The organism is Peribacillus sp. RS7, from assembly GCF_041956845.1.
Lineage (GTDB): Bacteria > Bacillota > Bacilli > Bacillales > DSM-1321 > Peribacillus.
This window is the reverse complement of the sequence record NZ_CP168135.1, coordinates 4636528-4653868: the sequence shown is the minus strand read 5'-3', so window position 1 is coordinate 4653868 and position 17341 is coordinate 4636528. Positions and strand designations below refer to the sequence as shown.

Genomic DNA, 17341 nt, shown 5'->3' with positions numbered 1-17341 from the left:
ATGGTAAGCATAGGAGGACTAACCGGGCGTGTAATCCTGCAAGGCTCACCCCGCTATGACGAAGCAAGACAAAATTATAACGGCCGCTTTAATAAATTCCCAAAGGTGATCGTTTACTGTGAGGTCACACAGGACGTTGTCAACGCGATCCTATGGGCACGTAAGCAGCAGCTTCCTTTTCGCGTACGCAGCGGCGGACATAGCTATGAAGCATTTTCCCTCGTCGACGGTGGTCTCGTCATTGATATCAGCGGGCTGCTAAAGCTGCAAATCAATAAAGAGGGCGGCACGGAGCAGATCGGCGCGGGGTTCCGTTTGCTACCTTTGTACGAAGCGCTTTGGAAACAAAGATTAACCATCCCATCCGGGACGTGTCCGACGATCGGTGTATCCGGAATAACTCTCGGAGGAGGATACGGGTTGTTGTCCAGGCAATTGGGAATGACCTGCGATAACGTACTCGAGGTGGAAATGGTTACAGCACAAGGCAAGATTATCCGTGCCAATGACAGTCAGCACAGCAACCTGTTTTGGGCTTGCCGTGGTGGGGGAGACGGCAGCTTTGGCGTGATCACATCCTTTACCTTTCGTGTGCATCCGATCGAGTATGTCGCTCGTTACAGAATAACATGGGACTTTGCCGTTCTCGAAAAAGTGGTGCGTTATTGGCAGACGTGGGCTCCCCATACCGATGCACGTCTGACATCCCTGCTATTGGTTCCTGCGCAAAACCAGGGCGATCTCCGTTCCAGCGGCGTATTTGTCGGCTCGGAACAAGAGCTCAGGCAGATTATGCGTCCTCTGCAAGAGGCGACTCGGCCCTAGACCGCTGAGTTCCACTCCACTACTTGGATTGAAGCAGCCCGCCTGTTTGCAGGACGACAGGTAAAGCAAGACAAATTTAAACATTCTTCCGCCTATGCCTACGAACCTCTGTCAGATGCGGCACTTGGCGTATTGATCCATAACTTGCAAACCGCCCCCGGCACAGCTAATGTGATCGCGTTTGACTCCTATGGTGGTTCGATTGGCCAAGTACCCATTAAGAGCTTGGCCAACTTCCGGCGGAGGACTTTGACGCTGCATCAAAGCACCATTATCCCAGGTTCATTCTCATCGCCAGTCACCGCTCCCAAGTAAGGCATTCCTGCGAAATCACTCCAATCTTGAAATGACCATCCAAATACCTCACCATAAAATTTCTTTGCCCATTCCATGTCATCCACATGAATTTCGAGGTGAACTACTCTTCCCATGATTACCTCCTAGTTTTGTTCAAAATTTTTCCTCTTACCGTAAGTTGATACTTATATAGCTTCATGCCTATGGTGCTTTATTTATATTTTAAAGTCTAAGATGAAGCAGGCTTTTCAATTTGAGTTAAGTCACCTCTTTATTATAGGACAGTTGCGGGAATATCTGACAAAAAAGGCAGCTCCCTGATGGGGGATAGCTACCTTCGTTTACGATTACTATGAAAAGGTAGGAGCAGGGAATTCATCAATTCTCATACGAAGTAAACTATATGGTTTTTCCCGCAGGTCTCTTCCATAATGAAATCTCGCCTGCCGATGTAATTGATTCACAATGACATATAAGTATTGATCGGGGCCAATCGAAAAAGTATCCGGCCATAAAATTCTGGGGTCATGTGCGATGGTTTCCATTGCGCCATTCGGCAATATCTTCCGGATACTATTGTTTTCATAGTCTCCCGCATAAACGGTTCCTTTTGCGCCGGTGATCATTCCATCAGACGCACCTTTTTCCCCCCAATACTGCACATATTGGGATAAATTCAGGTCCTGTATTCTTCTGTCTCTTAGGGCTTCTGTTGAGATCGAGAACAGCTGACGGCTGGTTAGCGGAGCATAAAATAAAACCTTTCCATCAGGAGAAATCGCTAAACTATCGGAAGCCAATCTAAATGGGAAAGTTGCGCCGTCCGGGTTTCGATTCATCAAAATTCCACCTTCTACTTTCGGTAAAAAATAGGGATCAGGTGAAGTTGATATTGCCCCATTTAACCGTCTAAACGCGTTCCCATTTTCTAAATCTACGACGATAATAGCCCCTGGCCCACTGGAAGAAGAATCTGTTATATATGCATAGCCTGCTCTTCCAACCCGAAAATCCAAACGGACATCATTCAGATAAGTTGTTGGCAAGACAACATCTTCTGTAAAGGTATATACTCTCCTTATTGTATTCGTGCTTAAATCAACAGCAACTAATTTTGCTCCCCCTTGAATAGGTTCAGAAAAATTTGGTGCCCCTGTATCTAGTACCCAAAGTGTTCCTCTTCCATCAGCAACGATACTTTGGACACTGACGAAAGACATCGTAATATTTCCAGTATTAACTAAATTGGTTTCTACACTGGGATAAGGCTGTAATGCACCCTCAACAATTTCCGCCACAGTAAATTGAACATCGTCTCCCCATTTCGGAAAGCATACAAAAATACGACCGGTTTCGGAAACGCTGACACCTGTAGGCATAGCCCCATAAAAAGCATGCACCAGTTCAAACTGCCCAAAATATTTTTCCATAGGTAACATAGGTTGCATGATATCCTCCTCATCAAATCCGAACGGATATCACCTATATATGATGAAATTTTTTTGTAGTGCCTGTTTCTTGATAAATTTTTCTATCGTGATGGATGCTGTAGGTTTATTAGTCCAGGAGAAACATGGGAGTTTCGATAAAGTGATTCAAACTTCCACTGGCTCTCCAAAGACGGGGAATGAGAGCATTTGAATTTACGTTTGCAGTCAATTTTAGAACTAACATAAAAACTATTATGATTTGCTCCCGTCCAGCAGCCTGGTTAGAAAATAAATCTGTCTCCTTTAAAGGGGAGTATTTTTAAGTTTAGTGTAACTTTTTCATCCTGAGCATAAGTAAGAATTTTTAGAAGCCTATAAAGTGGGCGGATACTCATTTAATATAGATTATTTAAGAACCTCATTTTCTTATGATACGGTTCCCCGTAACGAATCTAAATGAGGTTATAAAACCATGATATATTTTATTTTTCATTTAAAGATCTACTTTACCACAGTCAAAACTAATACCTGTTTCATTTTATTTTCCATTTTTCAACGTTGAAGTCTTTTACTTTTGAGTAAATAATTTTGGTGTCTAAAAAAGTTTTAAAAATTCTTTTGCTGCTTTTGATAAATAACTATTCTTCCTCCAAATTACTTTGGGTTCAGATATTAAGGTCTGATCCTTTAGCTGAATGACTCTCAATCCTCCCAATGAATGGAGGGATAATAACGAGAGCGGTAAGATCGTTGCACCAAACCCCGATGAAACGAGACCAAGTAACATAATTAAATCCTGACATTCGCACAGTATGTTTGGTTCTAAATCTAACCGTTGAAATTCATTGACAATTTGTCCATACGCACCTAAACCATAGTTTGGTCGCAGAAGAATCAATGGCAAATCGATGATTTCCTCTAACCTGCATTGTTCTGATCCACTCCACGTCCATTTTTCAGGCAAAACAAGCACATATGGGTCACTTTCCAATGTCATTTGAGAGATACTTTTTTCTGTTATTGGACTATTTGTTATCGCAATCTCAATCTGACGTTTAGATAACATTTTTATGAGATGAATCGTTTCACCTTCCCATACTTTGAAAGTAAGACCAGGATTTTTCTCACGAATATCTACCACCTTGGAAAGAATTAAAGATGCACAATAAAGATTGGATCCAACAGATAAAATCCCACTGGCGTCTTTCCTCAATTCTTGAACTTCTACCATTGTTTCATCAAGTTTATTTAAAAGTTCTTTTGCTCGAAGAAGTAATATTTCCCCCTCCAAGGTTAAATTAAGACTTTTATTATCTCGATCAAATAAAATGACGCCTAGCTCTTCTTCCATTTGTTTGAGTTGTCTGCTCAAAGGGGGTTGAGCAATATTTAATTTCTTTGCAGCTGTCGTAATCTTACCTTCTTCTGCTATAGTGACAAAGTATTTTAACTGTCGAATATCCAAGATGAAACCTCCATCATACCTAAAAGATATAGTAAAAAGATAAAACAGATATTTTAAGTATTGATAAATTAAGTATACACTAAGATGTAGTGTAATTCATAAGTTGAAGGGGAGTGACTTTGTTGTTCAAAAAAAATACCATACAATTTCCAAAGCTTTTATCAGTTGGGAATATATCGAATGGATTTGTGGCCTGGCTTTTTGGTTCAGCAGGACCATTATTAATTGTTTTACAAGCTGCTGCAAAAGGTCATTTGTCTGGTAGCATAACCAGCTCATGGATTTTCGCCATTTATGGAATGGGGGGACTCCTAACGCTCATCGTCTCCTTATATTATGGGCAACCCATAGGCTATGCCTTTTCAATACCTGGAGCCATTCTTGTCGGCTCAAGCTTAACCCATTATTCTTTCAACCAAGTGGTTGGTGCCTATATTATAACCGGGATCCTTATTATTCTTTTAGGATTATCTGGCCTTGTTACAAAATTGATGAAGGTTTTGCCTATGCCAGTTATGATGGGGATGGTGTCAGGCGTCTTACTCCCTTTCGGAACTGAAATGATCGGCTCGGTTGTAAAAAATCCTTTACTCAACGGAATCCCTTTACTTGTCTTTCTTGCTCTTTCTTTTTTCTTACGATTTTCAAAAAAGTTTCCGCCTATATTAGGGGCGATCATTGCAGCAATTCTTTGTCTTAAATTTTTGCCGAACGTTTCTGTACAGCCTATCCATATAACAATGGGCATTCCCCATTTTATCATTCCATCATTTAGTTTTTCCGTTGTAGGGGAACTTGTCATTCCATTACTCTTAACGGTTATTGCCATTCAAAATGCCCAAGGGATTGCTATGTTAGAGATCCATGGCTATCGTCCACCGATCAATGCCATGACAAATTGGAGCGGAATCGGTACCATTATAAATGCTTTTTTTGGGGGCCACCCAGCCTGTATTGCAGGTCCCATGACGGGCTTACTTGTTAATAAAGAATCAGGCAAACTTGAACATAGGTATGTCGCTGCTATTGTATTAGGAGTATTATCCTGTCTATTAGCTCTATTCTCTCCTATAGCTTCGCAAATTCCATATGTCATTCCTGCCTCATTAATTCAATTACTAGGTGGCGTCGCCATGATTAGTGTACTGGTTGACTCTTTGAAAATGAGTTTCTCTGGTCCATTCAAATCAGGCGCCCTCTTTTCCTTTATAATCACAATCTCTGGGATCTCTATTCTCCATATTGGAGCACCATTCTGGGGTCTGGTTGGGGGTACCTTGGCCACCGTATTCTTGGATAAACAAGATTTTTATAAATCCGAATCAAGTGACCAAAACAATGAAACTAACTTGAGTGAAGCTCTTTACAAGGACAAAATTTCCTAACACCGTTTCTTTAGACCTCGGATACATCTCATGACAAAATAAATGACACCTAGACATAGTGCAGTCTAGGTGTCATTTATTTCTTTGTATAGAATAAAAACCTCATATACTTATGATACGATTCACCGCACATATTCAAGCAGTGATTTTTTAAAAACTGTCAGCCTTTTTATTTTACACTTCTACTTTAAATCGACGCTGCTGATGAAGCAGCTGCTTGATCAGCCTTTACACAATCAATTTCAACAACGAGTGAAATAATAATGCTTTCCATCTCTTCATCTATTATTTGAACCTGTAGCTATCGCCCCAAGTGAACCACTCCTTGCCCACTTCATCTACGATTTTACCATGCTGTAAAACTTGAAAATCCATATCCAACCAATTACCATGTACTTCAATGCCTGCCGCATCAATTGTATATCGTGCTTTTAAGAAGGAAATTCCTTCTTTATTGTTAATACCTCTCAACCATTCACCTCAACCAAAAACTTTGGTAAAATGCTGAACACCTTTTTCGTAATGAGTGCTACTTCATCTCTTGCTGTATTCATAATGGAGAAAGTCTTTGGAACTTGCATAAAACTTCCCTCCACGTAATATTTAAGTCTTTTACATTACTTACGTTTGAAATGGGCATTGGTTCCAATCTTATGCATTAAATTCCAAATAATAGTTTCACTCAAAATCACCTTCTTTTCGGTTCACCACTATTTATCCTTACTAATTTACCTTTTGTAAAGTCAGCAATTCTTCCTAAGTGTAATCCTTCACAAACTCCCCTTTTCCACCCTATACCAGTGATGGTATAGGGTGGAAAACAACTGCAGATACATGCAGTACTATTAAAAATTTGGTATATCTATCGATTATAGTAAGATAAGCGTTGTTTACTTCTTGAAAAAGTTAAATGTTTTTTAATATTTAATAATTGTTCTTCCCAAATGGTGACCATTTTTAATCGCTTCAATCGTTTGAGGTAATTCTTCAAGTGAAATTTCACTTATTAGAGTAGTTTGAGAAATATTCCATTCATTCGCTATTTCCTCCCAAATATAACCACGATCTTTGATTGGTACATTTACAGAATCAATTCCCAAAAGGTTAATTCCTCTAAGTATAAACGGCAATACTGTTGATGTTAGTTTTATACCACCTGCATTCCCACACATACTCATACTTCCACCATAAGAAATTTGAGGAATTAATACAGAAGCAATTTCCCCACCAACAGTATCTAGGACAAAGTCAAACTTTTGCTTATTTAATGGTTTATTTTGCACTCCTAATTCATTTACAAAAATGACATCGGTAGCTCCTAAAGATATAGCTACCTCTATTTGGTGTTCTTTTCGAACTAAAGCAGCAATATTTTTGTAACCAATTTTAGATAAAATTTGTAAAGCAATACTACCTACTCCACCAGTTGAACCAGTGACTAGAATCCTAGGGTTTTTAATTATATTCATACCTTTCTCCTCTAAAGCTATGATAGAAAGGGTAGCCGTAAACCCTGCTGTTCCAAAAACCATAGCATCTTTTAAGGATAAGTTGACTGGCATAGGAACAATCCAATCTCCAGGGACTCTAGCATATTCTGCAAATCCTCCTGTATGGCTCATCCCCATAGCAAAACCTGTAACAACAACTTTCTGTCCCTCTGTGTAACGATTATCTGTTGTATGAACAATGGTTCCACTTAAATCAATTCCGGGGATCATTGGGTAATTCCGAATAACTCCTCCATTTTTTTGAACAGCTAGCATATCCTTATAGTTTATTGAAGAATATGACACCTTAATTAAAACCTCGCCGTCCGAAAGACTGTCAAGATTAACATCTTCCAAACCATAAATTACTTGATCATGTTTTTCTTTTACAATTATTGCCTTGAATGTATTCATAGATATCTACCTCCCTTTTGATGCAAAACATTTTTGCATCAAAAATGTTTCATTACAAAAACTAACATGATATTATAGGTAATGTCAATATGGAGGAGATACTATGGAATTAAAAGATTGCATGAACTTTTTACTAAGTGCTAGTCAGAATAAAGTTTTTAAATATTTCAGCAAGCTTTTAGAGGAATATGGAGTAACACCAGCTCAATATGGTGTGTTGAATTGTTTGTGGAGAGAAGGACAATTATCTCCTAAACAAATTGGAGAAATGGTATATTTAGAAGCTCCTACTGTCTCGGGGATATTAGATAAAATGCAAAAAGCTGAATTAATAAAACGTTCGGTAGATCCAAAAAATCGTAGAAATGTTTTAGTGATGGCTACTCAAAAATCTAAAGAAATCAGAGATGAAGTTGAAGCTGCAACAATTAAGTTGAATAATAAGGTTCTTCAAAACTTGTCGGATAATGATAAAGTAGTACTAAAAAAAGCATTAGATACAATAATAAAGTCTGATTTTTAACGATATGTAGCCAATATAATAACACTTATTTTCTTAACCTACGGTTGGAACAGTACTTGGTTGGAGTGTAAATTTACAGATTAGCTCTACCTAGTTTGTTAATATAAATTAAATTAGCCCCCCCCTTCATAATGGTTGATGGGGGGGCCTGACTACGTTGTATAATGTAAGACTAAATCCCATTGTTAAACTCCCTCAGTTTGATGCGAATATCTCTCGAATGCTCACTTATTCGCAGGATTTCATACCCCCTGTAATTAGACTTACGGGTAAATGAAATGAGTTCAGATAAGTTAGGCTTCGTGAAGGCATAGTTAAATAAAGGAGTCAGCTACCACTCCACATTTTACCATATAATGCACATCTCCACGCCGCCCCTGGAGGCTTTCCCTCCCATGTCTCAACGGGTCAATTGCCCTCTCATTCCTTCGTCATGCCTATCCAAGGGGTGGAGGCCAGTTATGCTAACCTGATGGGTCACAGTGCCCTTTTGTTTAAGAAACCTGGTACTCGTACATATTTGAAATCCTACGAATAAGACAACATTCAAAATTAAAGTTAACTATTTTGAATGATACATTCTATATAACTAATGTTTTATTTCTATGCTGCTAATGGGATCAATACTTGGACTTTATTTGGACAATAAGACTCGTTTCGTCGTGCTATTCCTACAAAAATCCTTGCTAGTTTACCTATGAGTTTCATGATTGATTTCATTTTCTTTATCTTCTTTACCTTCACATTATGGGAATGGACGGCCTTAAACTCAGGGTTATTCATCACAAGGCTCATAGTTGCTAAGTAGAGGAATCGTCGTAGTCTTGACCTTCCACGCTTTGAAATGACAATCTGACCTTTCCATTTGCCTGAACTTGCTTCTGCTAGATGTAATCCCGCATGCCGCAATAGAGAGTTTCCGTGAGAGAAACCACTTAGATCTCCTGATTCACCCAGTATCCCGGCTAATGAAATTTCACTTATTCCTTTAATCATAAGTAGTTTTTTTGCAAATGGTATTTTGTAGAGAACTTCTTTAACTTGTTGTTCAACTCTTTCGAGTAGTTTGACAGCGAGGTCATATTCCTCTAATAATTGTTCTAAATGGAATTTATAAGCATCAAGAGCTTGTCCGGTCCCAATAGAGGATTTTGCTAGATTGATTAGTAATTGAGCCTTCTTGGGTCCTGGTTGTCGTTTCATTAAAGACTTCCAACCCCTCATGACATCTAGTGTTTCTAGTGAAGATATTTCATCCGGTGTAGGAAATAAACGAAGGGTTGCGATCGCCCCTTTGCACGTTACATCTTTAAACACTTGTCTGAGTTCAGGAAAGACCACATCCACCCATCGATTTACTTGATTAATAGACATCACGAGACGTTTAACAATCACATCACGATTAGACATTAGAACTCTAAGCTTCTCAAATGATTCTGATGATGGGCGAATAAAGGAATAGTAGCCGTTTTTGATCATATCCGCGATAACGAGCGCATCTTTTTTATCACTCTTAGATTGGGTATTATCACGATTCCCTTTATTCCTTTTTACTAAGTGGGGATTGACTGTTACAACCTCAATGTTTTGGTTATATAACCATTTTGAAAGGTTAATCCAGTAATGGCCTGTAGGCTCCATACCTACTATTGCTGCATCTAAGTTTTTTAATCTTTTTAAATCATGAATCCATTTTAATAGTTTAAGGAACCCCTCTTCATTATTTTCAAATGTAAGAGGGTCTCCAACTACAATTCCACGGAAGTTAACTGCTCTTGCAACGTGTAGTTGTTGAGCGATATCCACACCAACAATAAGGTGTGTATCGGAAATTCTTTCTATTAGTTGATTTTGTTTGTCTTGCATTTTAAAATTCATAGTAGGGCTTCCTCCTTAAGATTCTGAGTTAGATTGGACTCTATACTCATATCTTACTGAGGGGCTCTATTTTTTTAAAACCTGATATTTAACGATCTACAGGAATGCTAACCTGCCCCATTCGTATTATTAGGTCAGCCAGATATTTCTGGTTGACCAATTTTTATATAGTTTTATTATAACGGTAGCCGGGGTAGAACGTACCTGCCCGTGGGGCTTAAGATCCCGTCAACTAAACAGTTCGCCCCCTACTTGCTTAAACATGATTTGGCTGGTTGGGACCAAGATCTCGTATAACAAGCGAAGCTATGATACTGCAAGAAGGATTAGGGGTTACCGGCAAATATTATGTTTTTGGAGGAGATAAAAAATGAATCCAGTGGTTGGTCTGGATGTAGCTAAAGGTGAAAGTCAGGTTCAAGCATTCTTGGAAAAGAAGAAGCCTTATCAAGGCAGTTTCAAAGTTACACATACCATTGAAGGATTAGAAACGCTATTTCAGTTTCTGAGAAAAATAGAAAATAAAACAGGAATCAAACCTCCGATTGTATTGGAATCCACGGGGCATTATCATACGCCAGTTGTACAGTATTTTGAGGAGAGAGGCTACTTATTAATTGTCGTTAACCCACTCATTTCTTATCGTGCGAAGAGCTCAAGTTTACGCAAAGTAAAGACAGATATAATCGATGCACGTCACCTCTGCGAGCTGTACTATAAAGAGGATTTAGAGCCTTATAAAAAACGAGGGATACAACTCTTAAATCTTCGTAATCTTTCAAGACAACACGAAAATATAACAGGTATCTATGTACAAACAAAACTACAGTTCCAGGCTGTTCTTGATCAAGTATTTCCTGAATATAGAGGGGTTTTTGGAGATTTGTATTCGGTTGTTTCTTTGCTTACTCTATTAGAATTCCCTACTTCTGAAGACATATTAGCAGTCGGTGAAGAAACTGTAGCAAATAGGATTAATGAACTTTGTCCAAGTCGTTCTAAAAAGTGGGCGAATACACAGGCAGAGAAACTTACGGCTGCCTCAGCTCGAAACCCTTTTCAGAGAACCTTATATCAGAGTCACATTTTAAGCCTTGAAATGTATATAAAAATGCTTCTAGAATACCAAAAGCACCTATCCAAATTTGAAGACGAGATAGATGCTTTGGCAAAAGAAATTGAAGAATATAAGATTATCCAATCCATCCCTGGAATCGGTGAAAAAATCGCTGCAACGATTATTTCTGAAATTGGAGAGATTGAACGGTTTAATCACCCTAAAAAACTAGTGGCATTTGCCGGAATTGATCCAAGTATCTTTGAATCAGGTAAATTTAAAGGCACAGTAAATCGGATTACCAAAAGAGGTTCTGGCAGACTAAGACACGCCTTGTATATGGCTGTTAAATGTGCCATTCGTGATTGTCGCAAGAAGAAAACGACAGATGAAATCATCCCTCGTAACAAGCGATTACGAGAGTTTTATGATAAGAAACGTGAAGAAGGAAAGCCCTTTAAAGTAGCTGTGATAGCATGTGCCAATAAACTCTTACATTGGATTTATGCACTTTTAAAAAGCAACTCACCTTTCCAAGATAGGCTAGTTTGAAAGTATAACTAAACCACCCAGAACTTTCCAAACACAGAAACTTGGAAGGTTATTTGGTATGCACAAATTTAGTATAGCATGAAATATTTTAAGGTTTTATTGAAAAATATTGACAAACTATTGGCTGGTTTAGTTGCATAACAAAAAGCTGCCTTAAAGGCAGCTCCGATCTTCTTCAGCCAATGCAAAAGTGAATTGTATAATTCAAGGCGAAAAAACATTGGAAAGAAAATAAACCCATGAATCTAATATCATGGGTATTAAATAAGTTTTGGTCTACTTTAAATATTGTGTTAATATTTTATTTTAAATCAATCAAAATAAAACACTGATCATCATTTTTAAATTTCTCTTCTCCTTCATTCTGAAGTGATTGCAAAATTTTTTCTTTTAACCCAATCAAAGAATCAGATGAGTGCTCCATTAACAAGGAACCCAACCGGTGGAAGCCAAGAGGCTCCGAGACACCATCTGTGTATAGAAGGATCTTGCTACCTTTATCATAATTAAATGTTTCTATTTTAAACTGTATTCCCTCAAATGTTCCTATTGGGGGCGAGGTTGCTCGTAGTTCTAGCTGATTCCCTGCAGAATTCTGAAAAATAGCTGGTGGATGACCAGAATTCGTATATTCAATAGTTTGTTTGTCGGTATCAATAATAAGATAAATAGCCGTGCAATAATGCCAGGAATCTTGATTGTTATGGAACAAAGTATGTAAATGATCATCTAATTCTTTTATAACTACATTAGTAGCAGCTCCTTTTGTAATCAACCTTTGGAATAAAGATTGAAGAGACATGGTTATAAGTGCGGAAGAAATACCATGTCCCATTACATCTAATAAAATAATTCCATACCGATGTTTATTTATTTGATAGCAACCATAAATATCACCTGACAATTCCCTCGATGCAAAATAATATGATTCAATCTCAATGTGATCATCAGAAATAGTTTCAGGTAGTGACCTTTCTTGTATTTTCTTCGCTAGTTTCAATTCATTATGAGTATCTCTTTTGAATTTTTCGTTCTGTTTATTAACCTCCAAAAGTTTCTGCTGATTTTCCTCCAAGTCCTTAAGGGCTTTCTCCAATTTAGAATTAGCTTCACTTGTTTCCTTTAGAGCATCCTCAGCGAGTTTTTTTGATATAATTAACTGGTTTACGTATTCGATTCTTCTTTGCATAGGTATAACGACACACGTTATAACTTGGTTATCCGTATCTTGGCTGAGGGTGGCGTTAATCAGAACTGGTATTTCCTCTCCACTTACATTTGTAAGCGAGAGATACATTTCCTCTATTCGATGTTGAACGGTTACTAATGGAAAGAAATAAAGTTGAATAAATAACCGGGCAGATTTAGCAAGAATTACATTGATGTGATGTCCAACCAGTTGCTCTGAACTATATCCAAGCAATTGTACTAATGTCTGATTAATAGATAAAAGAATGCCCTCCTTTGAAAGTGTAACGAAACCACAAGGAGCATGGTTTAATTGCTCATTCATAAGCCGGGCTCAAAACAACTTTACTAGGAAATTCCCCCAAATAATCACGGATTAATTGAACCGTCTCTTCAGGATGACTCATATGCGGGCAGTGTCCTGCTGCTTTCATATATGTAATCGTACTTTTGGGTACATGTTGACTCAGATACTCACCTACTACGGTAGGAGCAATTACATCTTCAGAACATTGCATGATCAGAGAAGGTACGGTAACTTTTGGCAAGTCCTCACGGTTATCTGCAAAGAAACAAGCCTCTGCAAATTTACGAGCAATGACGGGATCAGTAGAACAAAAGCGATTTTCCAGCTCGTTTGCAACATCTGGCCGACCGGGATTATTTGTAACGGTTGAAGCAAAAAAAGTTGCCCAGCCGATATAATTTTTATCCATCATATCAATTAAGCCTATCAAATCTTCTTTCTCAAAACCTCCAAAATTCAGGGAGGTCATTAAGGTAACAAGGGGATGGACCGATCAAAATAAGACGGGAAAAGTACTCTGGATGTTGTAGTGATGCGAGTAAACCAATCATTCCTGAAACGGAATGACCAACAAATATTGCATTTTTAAGATTTAAGGCTGAACAAACATCTATCACATCTTGGACATAACCGGAAAGTTTGCTGTATTTATTCGGATCAAATGCCTTTACATCTGATTTACCCATCCCAACATAATCAAATAAAATAATTTGATTATCACTTTCAAATGATTCAGATACAGATTTCCATACCGTTTGGTCACATCCAAAACCTGGTGCGAATATCATAGTTTGTTCTCCATTACCTTTGATATTTACATTATTTCGGTTTAGGATATTTGGGTTCATAATAAAGCCCCTTTCTTATCATAACTGTAAAAAATATAACATTTTTCAAACTGTCTAATCCATCCTCATATTATACTCTTCCTCACTTATCACTTTTTATCAGGATTACTTATATTACTTAAAACCTCATTATCTCGACTATCAAGCAACTTCTCCCATACAGTAAAATCGCCTTGTATGTTTAAACGTGGTTTTAAAGAAATAGAAGAGGGAAGAAATGAAAAAATCAATTCCCTCCCTAAAGCGAATAAAGGTACACCTGTTTCAAATGCTTTCATCTCATGGTGTCCGCAGCATCCCAACACCAATCACAGGAACACGATCGCCGACACGCTCATGGATCATAACAACTCGGGATGTCTGATTGTTATCATCACAGATTGATCCGTTCCAAAAGCCGCCGACAGAAATATGGAGATAATCCAGGTCCTGGTCCGCTAACTAGTCCACTAATTGCAACGTTTCTTCCATGGTGTTGCCAGTTTTGACCTATTTTAGCTGAGTAATTTCTGCCAATATTTCATAGGAATGGAGGCGGGCCTTATGATCGTAAACCTGGGCGATTGCCATAATTTCATCGGCTTGACTTTCATCCAGAACCTTTTCCAGCTTTTCTTTTACGATTTGAGGACTGCCGACAATCGAAGTTCCTAATTGATTCTCAAGGGCGGCTATTTCATAGTCGCTCGCTATATCATTAATATTATCCACTGGCGGCTGCAATGGGACTTCCTTCCCGCGCATCAAATTCAAGAACTGCTGCTGCAATGTTGTAGCGAGCCGCTCAGCTTCTTGATCTGTATCGGCCGCAATGATGTTTAGCCCTACAATTGCATGCGGCTTGTCCAGTACTTTAGAAGGCTTAAAGGAACGGCGGTACAGCTGGATAGCCGGCAGTGTGTTATGCGGCGAGAAATGGCTCGCAAATGCAAACGGCAGTCCAAGCTCTCCTGCCAGCTGGGCACTGTATCCGCTCGAACCTAACAGCCAAATAGGTATGTTTAATCCCTCACCCGGAATTGCTTTAACATGACTATATCCTTGTGCCAGGGAAGGGTCAAAGTAATTCCGGAGCTCAGCCAGCTGCTCAGGGAAATCTTCTCCTGAACTTCTCAAGTCACGTCTTAATGCACGTGCGGTAAGCTGATCAGTGCCTGGTGCACGGCCCAAGCCAAGATCAATACGTCCTGGATATAATGATTCCAGAGTACCAAATTGCTCAGCAATAACAAGAGGTGCATGATTCGGCAGCATAATGCCGCCTGAACCTACCCGGATTTTTGATGTACCTGCTGCAACATGGGAAATGACTACCGATGTTGCAGAGCTGGCGATAAATGGCATATTATGATGCTCAGCGAGCCAATATCGGTTATACCCCAGCTTTTCAGCGAGCCGGGCCAGCTCCAAAGTATTGCGAAAAGAATCAGCCGGCGTCCTTCCATCTGCAATTGGAGAGAGATCCAGGACCGAGAATGGAATATCCGTAATTTGTTTTGTATTATTTTCAGGCATATGCTCATCTTCTTTCTTTAAAAATTTCGTTTCAAACCTATAAAAGAATTTACAGGTTGTATTCTTTGTCTTCTTTTACTGCTTCAATCTAAATCACATTAATTTAACTGATTTAATATCTGCAGAAAATACATCCTTTATTAGACTAGACAATGTTTAATTTACTGCAGCCTGAGCCAAAATTTCATAAGAGCGCAGCCGTGCCTTATGATCAAAAATCTCTGTATGAGCCATAATTTCATCAGCGTCAGTCTTTTCTATTAACTCATGGAGCTGCTGCTTCACACCTGCAGGGTCCCCGATGATGGAAGTGAAAAGCTGTTCTTCAACCGCCCTGCGTTCATTATCGTTCCAAAGCTTGTCCATATTATCAACTGGTGGCAAAATGGGCGAAGGCTGTCCGCGGGTTAACAAAAGAAACTTTTGATACATCGAAGTGGCAAGCCTTTGTGCCTCCTGTTTCTCATCAGCAGCCACCACTTGTACGGCTAACAGTACATAAGGCTCCTCCAAAAATTGAGACGGACGAAAATAATCCCGGTACAGTTTTATGGCCTCCATCATGTTACCTGGAGCAAAATGTCCCGCGAAAGAGAATGGTAACCCAAGTATTCCAGACAATTGTGCACTATAAAACCCTGAACCTAACAGCCAAATTGGCACATTTTTTTTTCGCCGGGAATGGCGTGAATGCTAAATGAACCATTCTTAGTGGCTGTTCCTGTACCATAAAGATATGCGATAAGCTCCTCAAGCCGAGCATCAAATTCAGGTTCACCAGCAACCCGCTGCCGCAATACATTTGCTGTATATTGGTCGGTGCCAGGTGCCCGCCCCAATCCAAGGTCGATTCGGCCAGGGAAGAAGGTTTCTAATGTTCCAAATTGCTCACCACGGAAAGAGGAGAATAATGGGAAAGCAGCATTGCGCCTGATCCAATACGCATTTTTTCCGTGACAGAGGCTACTCGTCCAATTACGATCGGGGATGCTGAACTCGCCATTCCTGCCCAATTATGATGTTCAGCAAGCCAAAACCGTTTATATCCCCACTGCTCTGTTTTCTTTGCTAGATCAAGCGTGTTTTGAAGGGAAAGTTCGGCTGATCCTCCCTCGACAATTGGGGAGGGATCTAGCACTGAAAGTTCTATTTTCTTTGTCATAATTCTTCCTCCTTTTATACAATTAAATTTTTTAAAGCTGGCCTGTACCTTTATGGGTTGGAAAGTAAGGTAAAACAAATTCTCCAAGTTCCTGGATTACTTCCTCTGGAGGGCGCTTGGAAAAATACAGAACAAACGCCAAATGGTTGACACCAATCGCTTGAAATTGATGAAGTAGATCAACTAAACGGTTTCTTCCCACGGAATAGCCTAAGGGTATGGGTACAGACATTTCATCGGGATTTTCCAATAAATTGATGAACAAGCTTTGAGAGAAGGGTTTAAAATCTCCTGGAGCATGAACTTCAGTTAAAGCACGATAATCCTGGATAAGCTGCGCCTGTTGAATAATGCTTCTTGGGTATTGAAGCCACCCATCCCCATTCCTGGCTATCCAATTGATAGACTGATTGCTAAATCCAGTCACCATGGTCGGAATCGGAGATACAGGCTTTGGGATTAACCTCATATCTGTACCATCGATCAGCCCGGCGTTGCTGTGGATTGTCGGCTGATCCTCTTTTAACAGCCGGTCGAGAATTTCGAAATTTTCTTTAAATAACGGACCGCTTTCTTGCTTAGATATCCCTAAAGCTGTAAAGTCTTTTTCCCTGTCCCCTGATGCCACTCCCATAATCAATCGACCTGGAAACAATTGATCGATTGATGCAGCTTCCTTGGCTACCCTGACGGGGTGGCGCAAAGGGAGAACTACACTTCCTGTCACTAACGCAATGTGCTTCGTATAGGCAGCAAGATACGTCAAATAAATCCATAAATCGAACTTTTGGCCGTTATCATCAATATTCAAATTCTGCATCGTAATATCACGGAGCCATAATGAAGCAAAGCCATATTCCTCAATTTTACGGGCAAGCTCCAGCTGATTCTCCATAATCGGATTTTTAGACATCCTGGCAGTCGGGAGGATAAATCCGAGTGTCATTTTGTCTTTCTGGTACATGCTGTTATAGGCACGATGATTTTGAAAACTCACTCTTGGTC

12 protein-coding genes and 4 pseudogenes are annotated in these 17341 nt (G+C 39.4%); 4 read left to right on the top strand and 12 right to left on the bottom strand.

From position 1 onward, the window contains the following. A complete protein-coding gene (locus tag ACDZ29_RS23170) occupies positions 1 to 825 on the top strand; it encodes an FAD-binding oxidoreductase (protein WP_375088801.1) in 825 nt (274 codons plus the stop codon). Between the two features lie 180 nt (positions 826 to 1005). Here ACDZ29_RS23170 and ACDZ29_RS23165 read toward each other — a convergent pair. The 3 genes and pseudogenes from ACDZ29_RS23165 to ACDZ29_RS23155 all read right to left on the bottom strand — a co-directional run. Continuing rightward, positions 1006 to 1256, bottom strand: a pseudogene (locus ACDZ29_RS23165) (VOC family protein); the annotation flags it as partial. 216 nt (positions 1257 to 1472) lie between these two features. Next, positions 1473 to 2570 carry an L-dopachrome tautomerase-related protein gene (locus ACDZ29_RS23160; protein ID WP_370014932.1) on the bottom strand — a complete coding sequence of 366 codons (1098 nt, stop codon included), beginning with the start codon at positions 2568 to 2570 and terminating at the stop codon, positions 1473 to 1475. Positions 2571 to 3147: 577 nt separating this feature from the next. Then, a complete protein-coding gene (locus ACDZ29_RS23155) occupies positions 3148 to 4017 on the bottom strand; it encodes a LysR family transcriptional regulator (protein WP_375088800.1) in 870 nt (289 codons plus the stop codon). A gap of 122 nt (positions 4018 to 4139) precedes the next feature. Between ACDZ29_RS23155 and ACDZ29_RS23150 the strand changes: the two genes are divergently transcribed. After that, positions 4140 to 5402 (top strand): benzoate/H(+) symporter BenE family transporter, encoded by a 1263-nt coding sequence (locus tag ACDZ29_RS23150; RefSeq protein ID WP_375088799.1) that lies wholly within the window; start codon positions 4140 to 4142, stop codon positions 5400 to 5402. A gap of 187 nt (positions 5403 to 5589) precedes the next feature. On the opposite strand, the pseudogene ACDZ29_RS23145 reads toward ACDZ29_RS23150, so the two are convergent. Beyond that, positions 5590 to 6004, bottom strand: a pseudogene (locus tag ACDZ29_RS23145) (LURP-one-related/scramblase family protein); the annotation flags it as partial. Between the two features lie 315 nt (positions 6005 to 6319). Continuing rightward, on the bottom strand, positions 6320 to 7306 hold the full coding sequence (locus tag ACDZ29_RS23140; RefSeq protein WP_375088798.1) for a YhdH/YhfP family quinone oxidoreductase: 987 nt from the start codon (positions 7304 to 7306) through the stop codon (positions 6320 to 6322). 103 nt (positions 7307 to 7409) lie between these two features. On the opposite strand from ACDZ29_RS23140, the gene ACDZ29_RS23135 reads away from it, so the two are divergent. Continuing rightward, positions 7410 to 7829, top strand: coding sequence for a MarR family winged helix-turn-helix transcriptional regulator (locus tag ACDZ29_RS23135; protein ID WP_144554001.1), 420 nt, complete (start codon positions 7410 to 7412; stop codon positions 7827 to 7829). Between the two features lie 603 nt (positions 7830 to 8432). On the opposite strand, the gene ACDZ29_RS23130 is transcribed toward ACDZ29_RS23135, so the two are convergent. Beyond that, complete coding sequence (locus ACDZ29_RS23130) at positions 8433 to 9707, bottom strand: IS110 family transposase (protein ID WP_375088797.1); 1275 nt, start codon at positions 9705 to 9707, stop codon at positions 8433 to 8435. Between the two features lie 370 nt (positions 9708 to 10077). On the opposite strand from ACDZ29_RS23130, the gene ACDZ29_RS23125 reads away from it, so the two are divergent. Continuing rightward, complete coding sequence (locus ACDZ29_RS23125) at positions 10078 to 11316, top strand: IS110 family transposase (RefSeq protein WP_289324650.1); 1239 nt, start codon at positions 10078 to 10080, stop codon at positions 11314 to 11316. A gap of 301 nt (positions 11317 to 11617) precedes the next feature. Here ACDZ29_RS23125 and ACDZ29_RS23120 read toward each other — a convergent pair whose 3' ends face one another. The 6 genes and pseudogenes from ACDZ29_RS23120 to ACDZ29_RS23095 form a co-directional block, all read right to left on the bottom strand. Beyond that, positions 11618 to 12829 (bottom strand): SpoIIE family protein phosphatase, encoded by a 1212-nt coding sequence (locus ACDZ29_RS23120; RefSeq protein ID WP_289324969.1) that lies wholly within the window; start codon positions 12827 to 12829, stop codon positions 11618 to 11620. Then, positions 12822 to 13659 (bottom strand): annotated as a pseudogene (locus ACDZ29_RS23115) (alpha/beta fold hydrolase). Before ACDZ29_RS23115 ends, ACDZ29_RS23120 begins: the two are co-directional and overlap by 8 nt. Positions 13660 to 13748: 89 nt before the next feature. Continuing rightward, positions 13749 to 13937 carry a hypothetical protein gene (locus ACDZ29_RS23110; protein ID WP_375088796.1) on the bottom strand — a complete coding sequence of 63 codons (189 nt, stop codon included), beginning with the start codon at positions 13935 to 13937 and terminating at the stop codon, positions 13749 to 13751. A gap of 211 nt (positions 13938 to 14148) precedes the next feature. After that, a complete protein-coding gene (locus ACDZ29_RS23105) occupies positions 14149 to 15174 on the bottom strand; it encodes an LLM class flavin-dependent oxidoreductase (RefSeq protein WP_375088795.1) in 1026 nt (341 codons plus the stop codon). A 156-nt stretch (positions 15175 to 15330) separates the two neighbouring features. After that, a pseudogene (locus ACDZ29_RS23100) lies at positions 15331 to 16336 on the bottom strand (LLM class flavin-dependent oxidoreductase). 31 nt (positions 16337 to 16367) lie between these two features. Continuing rightward, the gene (locus ACDZ29_RS23095) at positions 16368 to 17333 is read right to left on the bottom strand and encodes a TIGR03571 family LLM class oxidoreductase (RefSeq protein WP_289324964.1); all 966 of its coding nucleotides are present in this window, start codon (positions 17331 to 17333) and stop codon (positions 16368 to 16370) included. Between the last annotated feature and the right edge of the window lie 8 nt (positions 17334 to 17341).

Coding starts and splice junctions, on each gene's coding strand:
- ACDZ29_RS23170 (WP_375088801.1), top strand. CDS start 1: ATGGTAAGCATAGGAGGACTAACCGGGCGTGTAATCCTGCAAGGCTCA.
- ACDZ29_RS23160 (WP_370014932.1), bottom strand. CDS start 2,570: ATGCAACCTATGTTACCTATGGAAAAATATTTTGGGCAGTTTGAACTG.
- ACDZ29_RS23140 (WP_375088798.1), bottom strand. CDS start 7,306: ATGAATACATTCAAGGCAATAATTGTAAAAGAAAAACATGATCAAGTA.
- ACDZ29_RS23135 (WP_144554001.1), top strand. CDS start 7,410: ATGGAATTAAAAGATTGCATGAACTTTTTACTAAGTGCTAGTCAGAAT.
- ACDZ29_RS23130 (WP_375088797.1), bottom strand. CDS start 9,707: ATGAATTTTAAAATGCAAGACAAACAAAATCAACTAATAGAAAGAATT.
- ACDZ29_RS23125 (WP_289324650.1), top strand. CDS start 10,078: ATGAATCCAGTGGTTGGTCTGGATGTAGCTAAAGGTGAAAGTCAGGTT.
- ACDZ29_RS23120 (WP_289324969.1), bottom strand. CDS start 12,829: ATGAATGAGCAATTAAACCATGCTCCTTGTGGTTTCGTTACACTTTCA.
- ACDZ29_RS23110 (WP_375088796.1), bottom strand. CDS start 13,937: ATGAAAGCATTTGAAACAGGTGTACCTTTATTCGCTTTAGGGAGGGAA.
- ACDZ29_RS23105 (WP_375088795.1), bottom strand. CDS start 15,174: ATGCCTGAAAATAATACAAAACAAATTACGGATATTCCATTCTCGGTC.